This is a genomic window from Variovorax sp. DAIF25, assembly GCF_050711835.1.
Taxonomy (GTDB): Bacteria; Pseudomonadota; Gammaproteobacteria; order Burkholderiales; family Burkholderiaceae_C; genus Variovorax.
The window spans coordinates 5041940-5058313 of the sequence record NZ_CP136636.1 but is presented as its reverse complement, the minus strand read 5'-3'; the positions used below and the strand labels follow the sequence as shown (position 1 = coordinate 5058313).

At 67.3% G+C, this 16374-nt stretch carries 16 protein-coding genes and 1 tRNA gene; all 17 read left to right on the top strand.

Features of this window, described 5'->3' with window-relative positions; translation table 11 throughout:
* The first annotated feature begins 27 nt into the window (after positions 1 to 27).
* Positions 28 to 1191, top strand: a complete 1164-nt coding sequence (locus R0232_RS23285) for a pyridoxal phosphate-dependent aminotransferase (RefSeq protein ID WP_431509555.1) — start codon at positions 28 to 30, stop codon at positions 1189 to 1191.
* The gene (locus R0232_RS23280; RefSeq protein WP_431509554.1) at positions 1192 to 1989 is read left to right on the top strand and encodes an AraC family transcriptional regulator; all 798 of its coding nucleotides are present in this window, start codon (positions 1192 to 1194) and stop codon (positions 1987 to 1989) included.
* Between the two features lie 85 nt (positions 1990 to 2074).
* Positions 2075 to 2992, top strand: a complete 918-nt coding sequence (locus R0232_RS23275) for a DMT family transporter (RefSeq protein WP_431509553.1) — start codon at positions 2075 to 2077, stop codon at positions 2990 to 2992.
* Between the two features lie 90 nt (positions 2993 to 3082).
* The gene (rpsO, locus tag R0232_RS23270) at positions 3083 to 3349 is read left to right on the top strand and encodes a 30S ribosomal protein S15 (protein WP_007837783.1); all 267 of its coding nucleotides are present in this window, start codon (positions 3083 to 3085) and stop codon (positions 3347 to 3349) included.
* 206 nt (positions 3350 to 3555) lie between these two features.
* Positions 3556 to 5892, top strand: coding sequence for a polyribonucleotide nucleotidyltransferase (gene pnp, locus R0232_RS23265; protein WP_431509552.1), 2337 nt, complete (start codon positions 3556 to 3558; stop codon positions 5890 to 5892).
* A 97-nt stretch (positions 5893 to 5989) separates the two neighbouring features.
* On the top strand, positions 5990 to 6988 hold the full coding sequence (locus tag R0232_RS23260; protein ID WP_431509551.1) for an NAD(P)H-quinone oxidoreductase: 999 nt from the start codon (positions 5990 to 5992) through the stop codon (positions 6986 to 6988).
* Between the two features lie 13 nt (positions 6989 to 7001).
* Positions 7002 to 7763: a triose-phosphate isomerase gene (gene tpiA, locus R0232_RS23255; protein WP_431509550.1), complete on the top strand. Its 762-nt coding sequence runs from the start codon at positions 7002 to 7004 to the stop codon at positions 7761 to 7763.
* A gap of 37 nt (positions 7764 to 7800) precedes the next feature.
* Positions 7801 to 8205 carry a preprotein translocase subunit SecG gene (gene secG, locus R0232_RS23250; protein WP_057592163.1) on the top strand — a complete coding sequence of 135 codons (405 nt, stop codon included), beginning with the start codon at positions 7801 to 7803 and terminating at the stop codon, positions 8203 to 8205.
* Positions 8206 to 8322: 117 nt separating this feature from the next.
* Positions 8323 to 8407 (top strand) — tRNA-Leu (locus tag R0232_RS23245).
* A 63-nt stretch (positions 8408 to 8470) separates the two neighbouring features.
* Positions 8471 to 8830, top strand: coding sequence for an NADH-quinone oxidoreductase subunit A (locus R0232_RS23240; RefSeq protein ID WP_012748607.1), 360 nt, complete (start codon positions 8471 to 8473; stop codon positions 8828 to 8830).
* Positions 8831 to 8842: 12 nt separating this feature from the next.
* A complete protein-coding gene (locus tag R0232_RS23235; protein WP_057592164.1) occupies positions 8843 to 9322 on the top strand; it encodes a NuoB/complex I 20 kDa subunit family protein in 480 nt (159 codons plus the stop codon).
* Between the two features lie 12 nt (positions 9323 to 9334).
* Complete coding sequence (locus R0232_RS23230; RefSeq protein WP_431509549.1) at positions 9335 to 9946, top strand: NADH-quinone oxidoreductase subunit C; 612 nt, start codon at positions 9335 to 9337, stop codon at positions 9944 to 9946.
* Position 9947: 1 nt separating this feature from the next.
* On the top strand, positions 9948 to 11201 hold the full coding sequence (locus tag R0232_RS23225; RefSeq protein WP_093339373.1) for an NADH-quinone oxidoreductase subunit D: 1254 nt from the start codon (positions 9948 to 9950) through the stop codon (positions 11199 to 11201).
* A 10-nt stretch (positions 11202 to 11211) separates the two neighbouring features.
* Positions 11212 to 11751, top strand: coding sequence for an NADH-quinone oxidoreductase subunit NuoE (gene nuoE / locus R0232_RS23220; protein ID WP_398500736.1), 540 nt, complete (start codon positions 11212 to 11214; stop codon positions 11749 to 11751).
* Positions 11751 to 13091, top strand: coding sequence for an NADH-quinone oxidoreductase subunit NuoF (nuoF, locus tag R0232_RS23215; protein ID WP_093339368.1), 1341 nt, complete (start codon positions 11751 to 11753; stop codon positions 13089 to 13091). Before nuoE ends, nuoF begins: the two co-directional genes overlap by 1 nt.
* 15 nt (positions 13092 to 13106) lie before the next feature.
* Positions 13107 to 15284, top strand: coding sequence for an NADH-quinone oxidoreductase subunit NuoG (gene nuoG, locus R0232_RS23210; protein WP_431509548.1), 2178 nt, complete (start codon positions 13107 to 13109; stop codon positions 15282 to 15284).
* Positions 15281 to 16357 (top strand): NADH-quinone oxidoreductase subunit NuoH, encoded by a 1077-nt coding sequence (gene nuoH / locus R0232_RS23205; RefSeq protein WP_208513594.1) that lies wholly within the window; start codon positions 15281 to 15283, stop codon positions 16355 to 16357. Before nuoG ends, nuoH begins: the two co-directional genes overlap by 4 nt.
* Positions 16358 to 16374: the final 17 nt, after the last annotated feature.

The following is a 16374-nucleotide window of genomic DNA, read 5'->3' as shown; positions in this document are numbered from 1 at the left end:
ACGACGACAACGAAAGAAAAACACAGCATGCGCCAAGCCATCCACAACCTCGAAGCCTCCAAGATCCGCGAAGTCGCCAATGCCGGCCTCGGCCGCAGCGACGTGCTCGCCTTCTGGTTCGGCGAGAGCGACGAGGTCACGCCCGAAGTCATCCGCCAGGCAGCGATCGATTCGCTGCAGCGCGGCGAGACCTTCTATGCCCACAACCTCGGCCTGCCCGAGCTGCGCGCGGCGATCGCGCGCTACACCAGCAGCCTGCATCCCGCGGTCGATGCCTCGCGCATCGCCGTCACCTCGGGCGGCGTGAGCGCGCTGATGCTCGCGGTGCAGGCGCTGGTCGATGCCGGCGACGAGGTGGTCGCGGTGACGCCCGTGTGGCCCAACCTCACGGCGCAGCCCGCGATCCTCGGCGCGACGGTGCGCACGGTACCGCTGGTGCCGGTACAGGGCGAATGGACGCTCGACCTGCAGGCGCTGCGCTCGGCGGTCACGTCGACCACCAAGCTGCTGATCGTCAACGCGCCGAACAACCCGACCGGCTGGACGATGACGCGCGAGGAGCAGCAGGCCGTGCTCGACCATTGCCGCGATACCGGCACCTGGATCCTCGCGGACGAGGTCTACGAGCGCCTGTACTTCGAACCCACGGCCAACGGCTGCGCGCCGAGCTTCCTCGACATCGCCCGGCCCGACGACCGGCTGGTGGTCACGCACAGCTTCTCGAAGAGCTTCCTGATGACCGGCTGGCGCCTGGGCTGGCTGGTGCTGCCGCCCGCGCTGGTCGAGGGCATCGGCAAGCTGATCGAGTTCAACACCTCGTGCGCGAGCGTGTTCACGCAGCGCGCTGGGGTGGTGGCGATCGAGCACACGGCCGAGATCACGCCGCGCGTGGTGGCGCACCTCAAGCACTGCCGCGACACGCTGGTGCCGCTGCTCGCGGCCGTGCCGGGCGTGCAGGTGGCACCGGCCAAGGGCGGCATGTATGCCTTCTTCCGGCTCGAGGGTTTCGACGATTCCTTCGAGGTGGCGAAGCGGCTGGTGGTCGAGGCCGGGCTCGGGCTCGCGCCCGGCAATGCCTTCGCGCCCGAGGGGCAGGGCTGGCTGCGCTGGTGCTTCGCCTCGAAGGATCCGCAGCGGCTGGTGCAGGGCGTGGAGCGGCTGCGCGGCTGGCTCGCGAAGCAGCGGGGCTGAATGACGCCGAGGCCCGCGCCCGTCGACGCCGTGCGCATCCGCGGCTCGGCGCTGCCGGGCCTGCAGACGATCGCGGCCGAATCGGCGCGCAGCTTTCCGCGCCACATGCACGACGTCTACGGCATCGGCGTGATCGACCGCGGCGGCCAGCGCTCGGCCAGCGGCCGCGGCGCGGTCGAGGCGGTGCGCGGGGACGTCATCACGGTCAACCCCGGCGAGGTGCACGACGGCGTCGCGCTGCGCGGCGAGGCGCGCGCCTGGCGCATGCTGCACCTGGCGCCCGCGTTGCTGGCCGATGCCGCGCCGGGCCTCGAGCTGACGCGGCCGGTGCTCAACGATCCGGCGCTGCGGCACGGGGTCGAACGGCTGTTCGCGGGCGTGGCCGAGGGCGCCGATGCGCTGGCGCTCGAGCAGGGCGTGCTCGAGCTGCTGCGCGATGCGCCGGGCGCGCTGGCGCCGGAGCCCGTGCCTCGCATCGCTTCCGTGGCGCTGGAGCGTGCGCGGGCACGCATCGCCGACGACTGCGTGGCCGCGCCCACGCTCGCCGAGCTCGCGCACGAGGCCGGCCTGAGCCGCTGGCAGCTGCTGCGCGGCTTCGCGGCGGCCTTCGGGCTGCCGCCGCATGCCTGGCTGCAGCAGTGCCGGCTGTCGCGCGCGCGGCGGCTGATCGCGCAGGGCCGGGCGCTGGCCGATGCCGCGGCCGGCGCCGGCTTTGCCGACCAGAGCCACATGACGCGGGCCTTCGTCCGTTTCCTGGGCTTCACGCCTGGCGCATACGCGGCTGCGCACGGCGCCTGACCCGGTCCTGCAATTTCGTTCAAGACCGCCGCGCCTCCGGCGGGAGACGCTCGCGCTTTCTGCAAATGAAAGAAGGGCGAAAAGCATGTCGGAACGCAGCAAGGGAATGTGGCTGTGCGCGCTCGCGATGGTCACGGTCGGCAGCACGGTGGTCGCGAGCAAGCTGATCGCGAGCGGCCTGCCGCCGTTCACGGCGACCGCGCTGCGCTTCGCGCTGGCGCTGCCGGTGTTCCTGGTGCTGATGCGGTGGATGCGCGTGCGCTGGCCGCGCCCGGACCGGCACGATGCCTGGTTGCTGCTCTGCCAGGCGGCCGCGGGCAGCGTGGGCTACACGGTGCTGCTGATCCTGGGCCTGCGCTGGGCGCCGGCGGCCGACGCGGGCGTGGTGGCCGGCACCCTGCCGGCCATTGCCGCGCTGGTGGCGGTGCTCGCGCTGCGCGAGCGGCCCGGGCGCTACCTGCTGGGCGGGATCGTGCTCGCGAGCCTGGGCGTGCTGGCGATCACGCTGCGACCGGGCGGGGAGGGCGGCGCGCGCACGCCGGCCGCGCTGCTCGGCAACCTGCTGGTGCTGGGCGCCGTGGCCTTCGAATCGCTGTTCATCCTGCTCAACAAGCGGCTGCGCGTGCCGCTGCCGCCGCTCGCGCAGTCGAGCGCGATGACCGCGCTGGGGCTGCTGCTGTCGCTGCTGCCTGCGCTGCTGGAGCGTGCCTGGCTGCAGCCCGTGCCGGCCGCGGCGCTGGCCGGTGTGGCCTACTACGCGCTGGTGCCGACGGTGGCGGGCTTCCTGCTCTGGTATGCGGGCGCGGCCCGGCTGAGCGGCGCCGAGGCGGCGCTGTTCACGGCGCTGATGCCGGTGTCGGCACTGGCCCTCGCGGCCTGGTGGCTCGGCGAACCGGTGGGCTGGCCCCAGATCGCCGGCGCGGCCTGCGTGCTGGGGGCGGTGGCGCTGGTCTCGCTCGACGGGCGGCACCGGGAAGGGGTGCCCAGGACGGCCGATGTATAATCCCAAGGCTTTGCATGCCGCAAGGCGCACGGTGAGCGCAGTTCCAGCACCCACCGCAAGTCAAACACCACCGGAACAAAGGAAAAACCAATGATCGCAGCCTCCATCAAGGCCGAAGTCGTCAAGGACAACGCCCGCGCCGCCAACGACACCGGCAGCCCCGAAGTGCAAGTCGCACTGCTGACCGCCCGCATCAACGAGCTCACCCCCCACTTCAAGACGCACGCCAAGGACCACCACGGCCGTCGCGGCCTGCTGCGCATGGTGAGCCGCCGTCGCAAGCTGCTCGACTACCTGAAGTCCAAGGACGCCGACCGTTACACCGCGCTGATCGCCAAGCTGGGCCTGCGCAAGTAAGCCGAATCGCATGAAAAAACGCCTGGGTTAGTCCGCTAGCTCAGGCGTTTTTTACTTCGCGAACCACTTTCGGGGTGCCCTACAGAGCGAAGCTGTGTCATTCCAGGGAAGTTCGAATCGAGCTTCGCTGGAATGGCATCGTGTTCTGAAAAAGCCCTCCGAGCCGTGCGGATCTTCGATGATCTGCTACTAAAACAGGAGCAAACATGAGCCTCTTCAACAAAGTCACCAAGTCCTTCCAATGGGGCGACAAGACCGTCGTCATGGAAACGGGCGAAATCGCCCGCCAGGCCACGGGCGCCGTGCTGGTCGACATCGACGGCACCGTCGTGCTGGCCACCGTGGTCGCTTCCAAGACCGCCAAGCCGGGCCAGGACTTCTTCCCGCTGACCGTCGACTACATCGAGAAGACCTATGCCGCCGGCAAGATCCCCGGCAGCTTCTTCAAGCGCGAAGCCAAGCCCAGCGAACATGAAACCCTGACCAGCCGCCTGATCGACCGCCCGATCCGTCCGCTGTTCCCCGAGGGCTTCCTCAACGAAGTGCACGTGGTGATCCACACCGTGTCGCTGAACCCCGAAGTCGACGCCGACATCGCCGCGATGATCGCCGTGAGCGCCGCCCTGTCGGTCTCGGGCATTCCGTTCGACGGCCCGATCGGCGCCGCGCGCGTGGGCTACATCAACGGCCAGTACGTGCTGAACCCGGGCCAGACCGCGCGCAAGGATTCGCAGATGGACCTCGTCGTGGCCGGCACCGAAGCCGCCGTGCTGATGGTCGAGTCCGAAGCCCAGCAACTGGCCGAGGAAATCATGCTCGGCGCCGTGGTCTTCGGCCACGAGCAGGGCAAGGTGGCGATCAGCGCCATCCACGAACTGGTGCGCGACGCCGGCAAGCCGCTGTGGCTCAAGGAAGGCACCTGGGCGCCCGAAGCCAAGGACGAGGACTTCATCGCCAAGGTCAACGGCCTGGCCGAAGAGAAGCTGCGCGCCGTCTACCAGATCCGCAGCAAGCAGGCCCGCACCCAGGCCCTGCGCGAAGCCAATGCCAGCGTCTTCGAGGCCCTGAAGGCCGAAGGCGCCGCCTTCGACGCCGGCAAGGTCAGCGACCTGCTGTTCGCGATCGAAGCGCGCATCGTGCGCAGCCAGATCCTGCAAGGCGAGCCGCGCATCGACGGCCGCGACACGCGCACCGTGCGCCCGATCGAGATCCGCAACTCGGTGCTGCCGCGCACCCACGGCTCGGCGCTGTTCACGCGCGGCGAAACCCAGGCGCTGGTCGTGACCACGCTGGGCACCGAACGCGACGCGCAGCGCATCGACGCGCTGGCCGGCGAGTTCGAGGACCGCTTCCTGTTCCACTACAACATGCCTCCCTTCGCCACCGGTGAAGTCGGCCGCATGGGCTCGACCAAGCGCCGCGAAGTCGGCCATGGCCGCCTGGCCAAGCGCGCGCTCGTCGCCGTGCTGCCGAACAAGGAGGAATTCCCCTACACCGTGCGCGTGGTGTCGGAAATCACCGAGTCGAACGGCTCCTCGTCGATGGCTTCGGTCTGCGGCGGCTGCCTCTCGATGATGGACGCCGGCGTGCCGATGAAGGCCCACGTGGCCGGCATCGCCATGGGCCTGATCAAGGAAGACAACCGCTTCGCGGTGCTGACCGACATCCTGGGCGACGAGGACCACCTCGGCGACATGGACTTCAAGGTGGCCGGCACGACCAACGGCATCACCGCGCTGCAGATGGACATCAAGATCCAGGGCATCACCAAGGAAATCATGCAGGTCGCGCTGGCGCAGGCCAAGGAAGCGCGCATGCACATCCTGGGCAAGATGCAGGAAGCGATGGGCGAAGCCAAGGCCGACGTGTCGCAGTTCGCACCGCGCCTGACCACGCTGAAGATCAACCCCGAGAAGATCCGCGACGTGATCGGCAAGGGCGGCGCGGTCATCCGCGGCCTGCAGGAAGAAACCGGCACGCAGATCAACATCGACGAAGACGGCACCATCACCATCGCGTCGACCGATCCGGCCAAGGCCGAAGAGGCCAAGAAGCGCATCGAGCAGATCACGGCCGAGGTCGAGATCGGCAAGATCTACGAAGGCCCGGTCACCAAGATCCTGGACTTCGGTGCGCTGATCAACCTGCTGCCCGGCAAGGACGGCCTGCTGCACATCAGCCAGATCGCGCACGAGCGCGTCGAGAAGGTGACCGACTACCTGAGCGAAGGCCAGATCGTGAAGGTCAAGGTCCTCGAGACCGACGACAAGGGTCGCGTCAAGCTGTCGATGAAGGCGCTGACCGAGCGTCCGGCCGGCATGGAATACAGCGAGCGCCCGCCGCGCGAAGACCGTGGTGACCGTGGCGGCGAGCGCCGTGACCGTGGCGACCGCGGCGACCGTGGTGGCGATCGCGGTGACCGCGGCGGCGACCGTGGCGAACGCGCTCCGCGCTTCAACAACGACCAGCAGCAGCCGCGCAACGAGCAGGCTCCGGCCGGCGAGTCGCAGCAGCCGCAGGCTCCGCGCGAGTCGCAGGAGTAAGAAGGCCGTGGCGGCGCGCGGCATGCGCCGCGCGCCGCCTTTGCCTTTCCGATTGCTGAATGCGCCCGTCGCACGGGCGGCTGGAGGCCAGGAGACCATGAAAGCCATTGAAATCGCTTCGTACGGCGCCCCCGAGGTGCTGCGCGTCACGGATCGTCCCGATCCGGTCGCCGGCGCGGGCGAGCTGCTGATCCGCGTGTCGGCCAGCGGTGTCAACCGCCCCGACGTGCTGCAGCGCATGGGCCACTATCCGGTGCCGCCCGGCGCTTCCGACCTGCCGGGCCTCGAAGTGGCCGGCGAGATCGTGTCGGGCGATGCCGCGGCATTGGCCGAGGCGGGCTTCGCGATCGGCGACTGCGTTTGCGCGCTGATCGCCGGCGGCGGCTATGCGCAGCTGTGCGTGGCGCCCGTGGCGCAGTGCCTGCCGGTGCCCAAGGGCTGGAGCGACGTCGAGGCGGCTTCGCTGCCCGAGACCTTCTTCACCGTCTGGAGCAACGTGTTCGAGCGCGGCCGCCTGCAGCAGGGCGAAACCCTGCTGATCCAGGGCGGCTCGAGCGGCATCGGCGTCACGGCGATCCAGATCGCCAAGGCGCTGGGAGCGACCGTGATCGTCACGGCCGGCAGCGACGACAAGTGCGAGGCCTGCCTGAAACTCGGCGCCGACCACGCGATCAACTACCGCACGGCCGATTTCGTCGAAGTGGCGAAGTCGCTGACCGGCGGCAAGGGCGTGGACGTCATCCTCGACATGGTCGCGGGCGACTACGTGGCGCGCGAGGTCGAATGCCTGGCCGAGGACGGCCGGTTGGTGATCATCGCGGTGCAGGGCGGCGTCAAGAGCCAGATCAACGCGGGTCTGGTGCTGCGCAAGCGGCTCACGATCACGGGGTCGACGCTGCGTCCGCGGCCGGTGGCATTCAAGGGTGCGATCGCCAAGGCGCTGCGCGAGAAGGTGTGGCCGCTGCTCGAGAGCGGCGCGGTCAAGCCGGTGATCCACAGCACCTTCGCGGCGGCCGGCGAGCCCAGCGGTGCGGCGCAGGCGCATGCGTTGATGGAATCGAACCAGCACATCGGCAAGATCGTGCTGACCTGGTGACGAGACGAGCACGATGACGACCCACAAGAAACTGATCGCAGGGAACTGGAAGATGAATGGCAGCCTGGCTGCCAACGAGGCGCTGGTGACGGCGCTGCGGCAGGGGCTCGCGGCGAATGCGCCCGCGTGCGACATCGCGCTGTGCGCGCCCGCACCGTATTTCGCGCAACTGCAGTCGCTGCTGGCGGGTTCGCCGATGGCGCTGGGCGCGCAGGACATTTCCGCGCAGGCGCAGGGCGCCTTCACGGGCGAGCAGTCGGCGGCGATGCTGAAGGACTTCGGTGTGCGCTATGCCATCGTCGGCCATTCGGAGCGCCGCCAGTACCACGGCGAGACCGACGACACCGTGGCCGCGAAGACCGCGGCCGCGCTGGCCAACGGCATCACGCCGATCGTCTGCGTCGGCGAGACGCTGGCGCAGCGCGAGGCGGGCCAGACCGAGGAAGTGGTGAAGCGCCAGCTGGCGGCCGTCATCCACGTGAACGGCCACTGCATCAGCGAGATCGTGGTCGCCTACGAACCCGTGTGGGCCATCGGCACCGGCAAGACGGCCACGCCCGAACAGGCGCAGGCGGTGCACGCCGTGTTGCGCGCGCAACTGCATCACGCCGCGAGCGAGCATGCGGCCGGCATCAAGATCCTCTACGGCGGCAGCATGAATGCCGCCAACGCGGCCGAACTGTTGGCGCAAGCCGACATCGACGGCGGCCTGATCGGCGGCGCTTCCCTGAAGGCCCCCGACTTTTTGCAGATCATTTCCGCCGCCGCCCGCTGAAGCGGGCAGGGCAGGCATCAATTAGGAGTAAGAACGAATGAACGTGGTCCTCAACCTTCTGGTCGGCGTGCAGATGCTGTCGGCGCTGGTGATGATCGGGCTGATCCTGATCCAGCACGGCAAGGGCGCCGACATGGGCGCGGCCTTCGGCAGCGGCAGCGCCGGCAGCCTGTTCGGCGCCAGCGGCAGCGCGAACTTCCTCTCGCGCACCACGGCCGTGCTGGCCGCAGTGTTCTTCGCCTGCACGCTGCTGCTGGCCTACTTCAGCCACGCACGCCCCACGGGCGGCGGCAGCCTGCTGGAGCGCGCAGCCATCGGCGTGCCGGCCACGCCGGCTTCGGGCGCGGCAGGTCAGATTCCCTCGGGCCAGTCGGGCGCGGCACCTGCTGCGGCACCCGCGAGCGCGCCCGCGGCTGGCGCGGGACAGATTCCCAGCAAGTAACTCTGATGTTTTCAGAGTGACCCGTAAGAAATGGCTTCATTTCAGGGTAAACTCTAAAGCTGTTCGGAAAGCCAAACCTCTTCGTAGGAACCTCATGCCATCCGAACAGAAAAAACCGCGGTCGTGGTGAAATTGGTAGACACGCTATCTTGAGGGGGTAGTGGCGAAAGCTGTGCGAGTTCGAGTCTCGCCGACCGCACCAAATCTCACCGACAGGACGCCTCATGAAGGTGCTTCTGTCGGTGGCAAGCGGTGAAAGCTCCCGATGAACCTCGATTCCTACCTTCCCGTCCTTTTGTTCATTCTGGTCGGGGTCGGCGTAGGCGTCGCTCCACAGGTCATCGGATACATCCTCGGCCCCAATCGGCCTGACGCAGCCAAGAACGCACCTTACGAGTGCGGCTTCGAGGCCTTCGAGGATGCGCGCATGAAGTTCGACGTGCGCTATTACCTGGTTGCCATTCTCTTCATCCTGTTCGATCTGGAGATTGCCTTTCTCTTCCCGTGGGCCATTGCGCTCAAGGAGATCGGTGCTGTCGGCTTCTGGGCCATGATGATCTTTCTCGCCATCCTCGTCGTGGGCTTCGCCTACGAGTGGAAAAAAGGCGCGCTCGACTGGGAATAAGGAAGCTACACGATGGCCATTGAAGGCGTTCTCAAGGAAGGCTTCGTCACGACCACCTACGACTCGGTGGTGAACTGGGCGAAGACCGGATCTCTGTGGCCGATGACGTTCGGTCTGGCCTGTTGTGCGGTCGAAATGATGCACGCCGGCGCAGCCCGCTACGACATCGACCGTTTCGGCATGCTGTTCCGCCCGAGCCCGCGTCAGTCCGATCTGATGATCGTGGCCGGCACGCTGTGCAACAAGATGGCGCCGGCGCTGCGCAAGGTCTACGACCAGATGCCCGAGCCGCGCTGGGTGCTCTCGATGGGCTCGTGCGCCAACGGCGGCGGCTACTACCACTACAGCTACTCGGTGGTGCGCGGCTGCGACCGGATCGTTCCGGTCGACGTCTACGTGCCCGGCTGCCCGCCCACCGCCGAAGCGCTGCTCTACGGGATCATCCAGCTGCAGCAGAAGATCCGCCGCACCAACACCATCGCGCGTGCCTGAGGAATTGCCGAGATGACCGACTTTGCAATTTCTCCGGAGGCGCTGCAGGCGACTCTGGTGCAGACCCTGGGCGACAAGGCCAGGAGCGTGACCGTCGCGCTCGGCGAGGTGACCGTGGTGGTGAGTGCCGCGAACTACATCGATGCGGCGCTGCTGCTGCGCGATGCGCCGGGTTGCCGCTTCGAACAGCTGATCGACCTCTGCGGCATGGACTATTCCGACTACCGCGAAGGCGAGTGGGAAGGCGAGCGCTACGGCGTCGTCTCGCACCTGCTGTCGGTGAGCCTCAACCAGCGCGTGCGCCTGCGGGTGTTCGCGCTCAGCGAGGACCTGCCCGTGGTCGATTCGCTGCAGCCCGTGTGGAACGCGGCGACCTGGTTCGAGCGCGAAGCCTTCGACCTCTACGGCATCGTGTTCGAGGGTCACGACGACCTGCGCCGCATCCTGACCGACTACGGCTTCATCGGCCATCCGTTCCGCAAGGACTTCCCGGTGTCGGGTCACGTCGAGATGCGCTACGACGAAGAACAGAAGCGCGTGGTCTACCAGCCGGTATCGATCGAGCCGCGCGAGATCACGCCGCGCGTGATCCGCGAAGACAACTACGGCGGCGGACTCCACTGACATGGCCGAAATCAAGAACTACACCCTCAACTTCGGTCCCCAGCATCCGGCCGCGCACGGCGTGCTGCGCCTGGTGCTCGAGCTCGACGGCGAAGTGATCCAGCGCGCCGATCCGCACATCGGCCTGCTGCACCGCGCGACCGAGAAGCTCGCCGAATCGCGCACCTTCATCCAGTCGCTGCCCTACATGGATCGCCTCGACTACGTGTCGATGATGTCCAACGAGCACGCCTACTGCCTCGCCATCGAGAAGATGATGGGCCTCGAGGTGCCGATCCGCGCGCAGTACATCCGCGTCATGTTCGCCGAGATCACCCGGCTGCTGAACCACCTGCTGTGGCTCGGCGCGCACGGCCTCGATTGCGGTGCGATGAACATGCTCATCTACTGCTTCCGCGAACGCGAAGACCTGTTCGACATGTACGAGGCGGTGTCGGGCGCGCGCATGCACGCGGCCTACTTCCGTCCGGGCGGCGTGTACCGCGACCTGCCGGACGTGATGCCGCAGTACAAGGTCAGCAAGATCAAGAACGCGAAGGCGATCGAGAAGCTCAACGAGAACCGCCAGGGCTCGCTGCTCGACTTCGTCGACGACTTCTGCAAGCGCTTCCCGAAGATGGTCGACGAGTACGAGACGCTGCTCACCGACAACCGCATCTGGAAGCAGCGCACCGTGGGCATCGGCGTGGTCACGCCGGAGCGCGCGCTGAACCTCGGCTTCACCGGCCCGATGCTGCGTGGCTCGGGCGTCGAATGGGACCTGCGCAAGAAGCAGCCCTATGACGTCTACGACCGGATGCAGTTCGACATTCCGCTCGGCAAGACGGGCGACTGCTACGACCGCTACCTGGTGCGCGTCGAGGAGATGCGCCAGGCCAACAAGATCATCCAGCAGTGCTCGGCCTGGCTGCGCGCCAACCCCGGCCCGGTGATCACCGACAACCACAAGGTCGCCGCGCCCGCGCGCGAATCGATGAAGGCGAACATGGAGGAGCTGATCCACCATTTCAAGCTCTTCACCGAAGGCTTCCACGTGCCCGAAGGCGAGGCCTATGCCGCCGTCGAGCATCCGAAGGGCGAGTTCGGCATCTATCTCGTGAGCGACGGCGCCAACAAGCCGTACCGCCTGAAGATCCGCGCCCCTGGCTTCCCGCACCTCGCCGCCCTCGACGAAATGTCGCGCGGTCACATGATCGCCGACGCTGTCGCGGTGATCGGCACGATGGACATCGTGTTCGGCGAAATCGACAGGTGAGAAAGAGCGAATGACTTCCTCTACCCATGACACTCACGCGGCGCCTTCGGCGCCGCTGAAGCCTGCGACCCTCGAACGCTTCGCGCGCGAGGTGGCCAAGTACCCCGAGGCCGGCAAGCAGTCGGCCGTGATGGCCTGCCTGGCGATCGTGCAGCAGGACGAGGGCTTCGTGAGCACCCAGCGCGAGCGCGAGATTGCCGAGTACCTCGGCATGGCGCCGATCGCGGTGCACGAGGTCACGACCTTCTACAACATGTACAACCAGCATCCGGTGGGCAAGTACAAGCTCAACGTCTGCACCAACCTGCCGTGCCAGCTGCGCGATGGCGTCACCGCCCTCGTGCATCTCGAGAAGAAGCTCGGCATCAAGATGGGCGAGACCACGGCCGACGGCCTGTTCACGCTGCAGCAGAGCGAATGCCTGGGCGCCTGCGCCGATTCGCCGGTGATGCTGGTCAACGACCGCACGATGTGCAGCTTCATGAGCAACGACAAGCTCGATCAGCTCGTCGATGGCCTGCGCAGTGCAACCCCCGGGGAGGCTTCGTGATGACGCCCGATCAGGTTCTTTCGCAGTTCCGCGCCACTGGCGTGCAGACCTGCTTCCATGACCGCCACATCGGCGCGCAGATCTATGCCGGCCTCGACGGCACCAACTGGCACCTCGCCGACTACGAGGCGCGCGGCGGCTACCAGGCGCTGCGCAAGATCCTCACCGAGGGCCTGACGCCCGACCAGGTGATCGCCGAAGTCAAGGCCTCGGGCCTGCGCGGCCGCGGCGGCGCCGGTTTCCCGACCGGCCTGAAGTGGAGCTTCATGCCGCGCCAGTTCCCGGGCCAGAAGTACCTGGTCTGCAACTCGGACGAAGGCGAGCCGGGCACCTGCAAGGACCGCGACATCCTGCAGTTCAACCCGCACATCGTGATCGAAGGCATGGCCATCGCCGCTTACGCGATGGGCATCAGCGTGGGCTACAACTACATCCACGGCGAGATCTTCCAGAGCTACGACCGCTTCGAGGAAGCCCTCGAGGAGGCGCGCGCCGCCGGTTATCTCGGCGACAAGATCATGGGCAGCACGTACAACTTCCAGTTGCACGCCGCCCACGGCTTCGGTGCCTACATCTGCGGCGAGGAAACCGCGCTGCTCGAATCGCTCGAAGGCAAGAAGGGCCAGCCGCGCTTCAAGCCGCCGTTCCCGGCCAGCTTCGGCCTGTACGGCAAGCCGACCACCATCAACAACACCGAGACCTTCGCGGCGGTGCCCTGGATCATCCGCAACGGCGGCCAGGCCTACCTCGAGTGCGGCAAGCCGAACAACGGCGGCACCAAGATCTATTCGGTCAGCGGCGACGTCGAACTGCCGGGCAACTACGAAGTGCCGATGGGCACGCCGTTCTCCAAGCTGCTCGAGCTGGCCGGCGGCGTGCGCAAGGGCCGCACGCTCAAGGCCGTGATCCCCGGCGGCTCGTCGGCACCGGTGCTGCCGGCCGACATCATGATGCAGTGCACGATGGACTACGACTCCATCTCGAAGGCCGGCTCCATGCTGGGTTCGGGCGCGGTGATCGTGATGGACGACAGCCGCTCGATGGTCGAGTCGCTCAAGCGCCTCTCGTACTTCTACATGCACGAATCCTGCGGCCAGTGCACGCCGTGCCGCGAAGGCACGGGCTGGCTCTACCGCGTGGTCGACCGCATCCACAACGGCCAGGGCAAGCCCAGCGACCTGCAGTTGCTGGACTCCGTCGCCGGCGACATCATGGGCCGCACCATCTGCGCCCTCGGCGACGCGGCGGCCATGCCGGTGCGCGCCATGATCAAGCACTTCCGCCACGAGTTCGAAGCCTTGATCCCGGGCTACGTCCCGAAGGCAACGGTCCAGGCCTGAGCGCGAGAAAGACATATGGTTGAAATCGAACTCGACGGCAAGAAGGTCGAAGTGGCCGAAGGCAGCATGGTCATGCATGCTGCCGACAAGGCCGGCACCTACATCCCGCACTTCTGCTATCACAAGAAGCTCAGCATCGCGGCCAACTGCCGCATGTGCCTGGTCGACGTCGAAAAGGCGCCCAAGCCGATGCCGGCCTGCGCCACGCCCGTCACGCAGGGCATGATCGTCCGCACCAAGAGCGAGAAGGCGATCAAGGCCCAGCAGTCGGTCATGGAGTTCCTGCTGATCAACCACCCGCTGGACTGCCCGATCTGCGACCAGGGCGGCGAGTGCCAGCTGCAGGACCTGGCCGTGGGATACGGCGGCTCCTCCTCGCGCTACGAGGAAGAAAAGCGCGTCGTGTTCCACAAGGACGTGGGCCCGCTGATCAGCATGGAAGAGATGAGCCGCTGCATCCACTGCACGCGCTGCGTCCGCTTCGGCCAGGAAGTGGCCGGCGTGATGGAGCTCGGCATGTCGCACCGCGGCGAGCACTCCGAGATCGAGACCTTCCTCGGCGACTCGGTCGACTCCGAGCTCTCGGGCAACATGATCGACATCTGCCCGGTCGGCGCGCTCACGAGCAAGCCGTTCCGCTACAGCGCCCGCACCTGGGAACTGTCGCGCCGCAAGTCGGTGAGCCCGCACGACTCCACCGGCGCCAACCTGATCGTCCAGGTCAAGAACAACCGCGTGATGCGCGTGGTGCCGCTCGAGAACGAAGACGTCAACGAATGCTGGATCGCCGACCGCGACCGCTTCTCGTACGAAGCGCTCAACGGGACCGAGCGCCTGACGCAGCCCATGCTCAAGCAGGGCGGCCAATGGCAGCAGGTCGACTGGCAGACCGCGCTCGAGTACGTGGCCAACGGCCTCAAGCAGATCAAGGCCGACCATGGCGCGCAGAGCATCGGCACGCTGGTCAGCCCGCACAGCACGCTCGAGGAGCTGCAGCTCGCCGCACTGCTCACGCGTGAGCTCGGCAGCGACAACATCGACTACCGCCTGCGCAATGCCGAATTCACGGCCTTCGAAGGCATCCGCTGGCTCGGCACCTCGATCGCCTCGCTGACGCAGCTGCAGCGCGCCTTCGTCGTTGGTTCGAACCTGCGCAAGGACCATCCGCTGTTCGCGCAGCGCATCCGCCAGGCCGTGCGCAAGGGCGCCGCGCTCAGCGTGCTGACCTCGAAGAAGCTGATGGCCGACGCCGAAGCCTGGGCCATCCAGCCCGCGCAGGCCGCCATCGTCGATGCCGGCCAATGGATCGAAGTGCTGGCCGCCATCGCGACCGTGGTGGGCCAGTCCACCGGCGCCGCCGCGCCGCTGGCACCCGCCAACGAGCCCGACGCCACCGCGCAGGCCATCGCCGCGTCGCTGCTGAGCGGCGAGCGCAAGGCCATCCTGCTGGGCAATGCCGCCGCGCACCATGCGCAGGCCGGCAGCCTGCTCGCGCTGGCCAACTGGATCGGCGCGCAGACCGGCGCCAGCGTCGGCTACCTGACCGAAGCCGCCAACACCGTGGGCGCGCAACTCGTGGGCGCGTTCCCGAAGAACGGCGGCCTCCACGCCGGCCAGATGCTCGCCGCCGGCTCCGGCCTCAAGGCCGTGCTGCTGCTGAACACCGAGCCGGTGTTCGACTCGGCCGCCGGCGCCGCCGCGGCCGACACCATCGGCAATGCGCAGATGGTGGTCACGCTGAGCCCGTTCAAGGCCAACCTCGAATTCAGCGACGTGCTGCTGCCGATCGCACCGTTCACCGAAACGCCCGGCAGCTTCGTCAATGCCGAAGGCCGCCTGCAGAGCTTCCATGCCGTGGTGAAGCCGCAGGGCGAAGCCCGTCCGGCCTGGAAGGTGCTGCGCGTGCTCGCCAACCTGCTGGGCCTGCAAGGCTTTGCGTTCGAGTCCACCGCCGACGTGCTGCGCACGGTGGGCGACAACGGCGCGCTGCCGGCCGACGCGCTGCGCAACGCCACTGGCGCTGCCGCCGTGGCCGCCAACGGTGCGCCCGCGCCCGTGGTCGCGAGCATCTACCAGCTCGATTCGATCGTGCGCCGCGCGCCGTCGCTGCAACTGACCGCCGACGCACGCAACGCGGGCCACGGCATCGGTGCCGCGCCCGCCAGCGTGCAGGCCGAGGAGGTGTCGGCATGATCGACGCCATTCACGGCTTCGGCCAGGGTCTCGTCGCCGCCGGCTGGTGGACCGGCGTGGTCTGGCCCGTCATCTGGACGCTGATCAAGATCATCGTCGTGGTCATCCCGCTGATGCTGGCGGTGGCCTACCTCACGCTGTGGGAACGCAAGGCCATCGGCTTCACGCAGATCCGCGTGGGCCCGAACCGCATCGGGCCGCTGGGCCTGCTGCAGCCGATCGCCGACGCGCTCAAGCTGATGACCAAGGAAATCATCGTTCCGACGGTCGCCAACAAGGGCCTGTTCCTGCTCGGCCCGATCATGACCATCATGCCGGCGCTCGCCGCCTGGGCCGTGATTCCCTTCGGTCCCGACGTCGCGCTCGCCAACATCAACGCCGGCCTGCTGTTCGTGATGGCCATCACCTCGCTCGAGGTCTATGGCGTGATCATCGCGGGCTGGGCCTCGAACTCGAAGTACGCCTTCCTGGGCGCGCTGCGCGCCTCGGCCCAGATGGTGAGCTACGAAATCGCGATGGGCTTCTGCTTCGTCGTGGTGCTGATGGTCACCGGCAGCCTGAACATGAGCGAGATCGTGAACGTGCAGGGCAAGGGCATGTTCGCCAACCTCGGCGTCGGCTTCCTGTCGTGGAACTGGCTGCCGCTGCTGCCGATCTTCGTCGTCTACTTCATCTCGGGCCTGGCCGAGACCAACCGCCACCCCTTCGACGTGGTGGAAGGCGAATCGGAAATCGTCGCGGGTCACATGATCGAGTACTCGGGCATGAGCTTCGCGATGTTCTTCCTGGCCGAGTACGCGAACATGTGGCTGGTCTCGATCCTGACCGTCGTGCTGTTCCTCGGCGGCTGGCTGCCCCCGTTCGAGTTCCTGAGCTTCATCCCGGGCTGGATCTGGCTCGGCGCGAAGACCTTCTGCGTGGTCACCATGTTCCTGTGGGTGCGCTCGACGTTCCCGCGCTTCCGCTATGACCAGATCATGCGTCTGGGCTGGAAGATCTTCATTCCCGTCACCCTCGTGTGGCTGGTCGTGGTCGGTGGCTGGATGCAGACGCCGTTCAACATCTGGAAATAACTGGAAGCGCCAACACC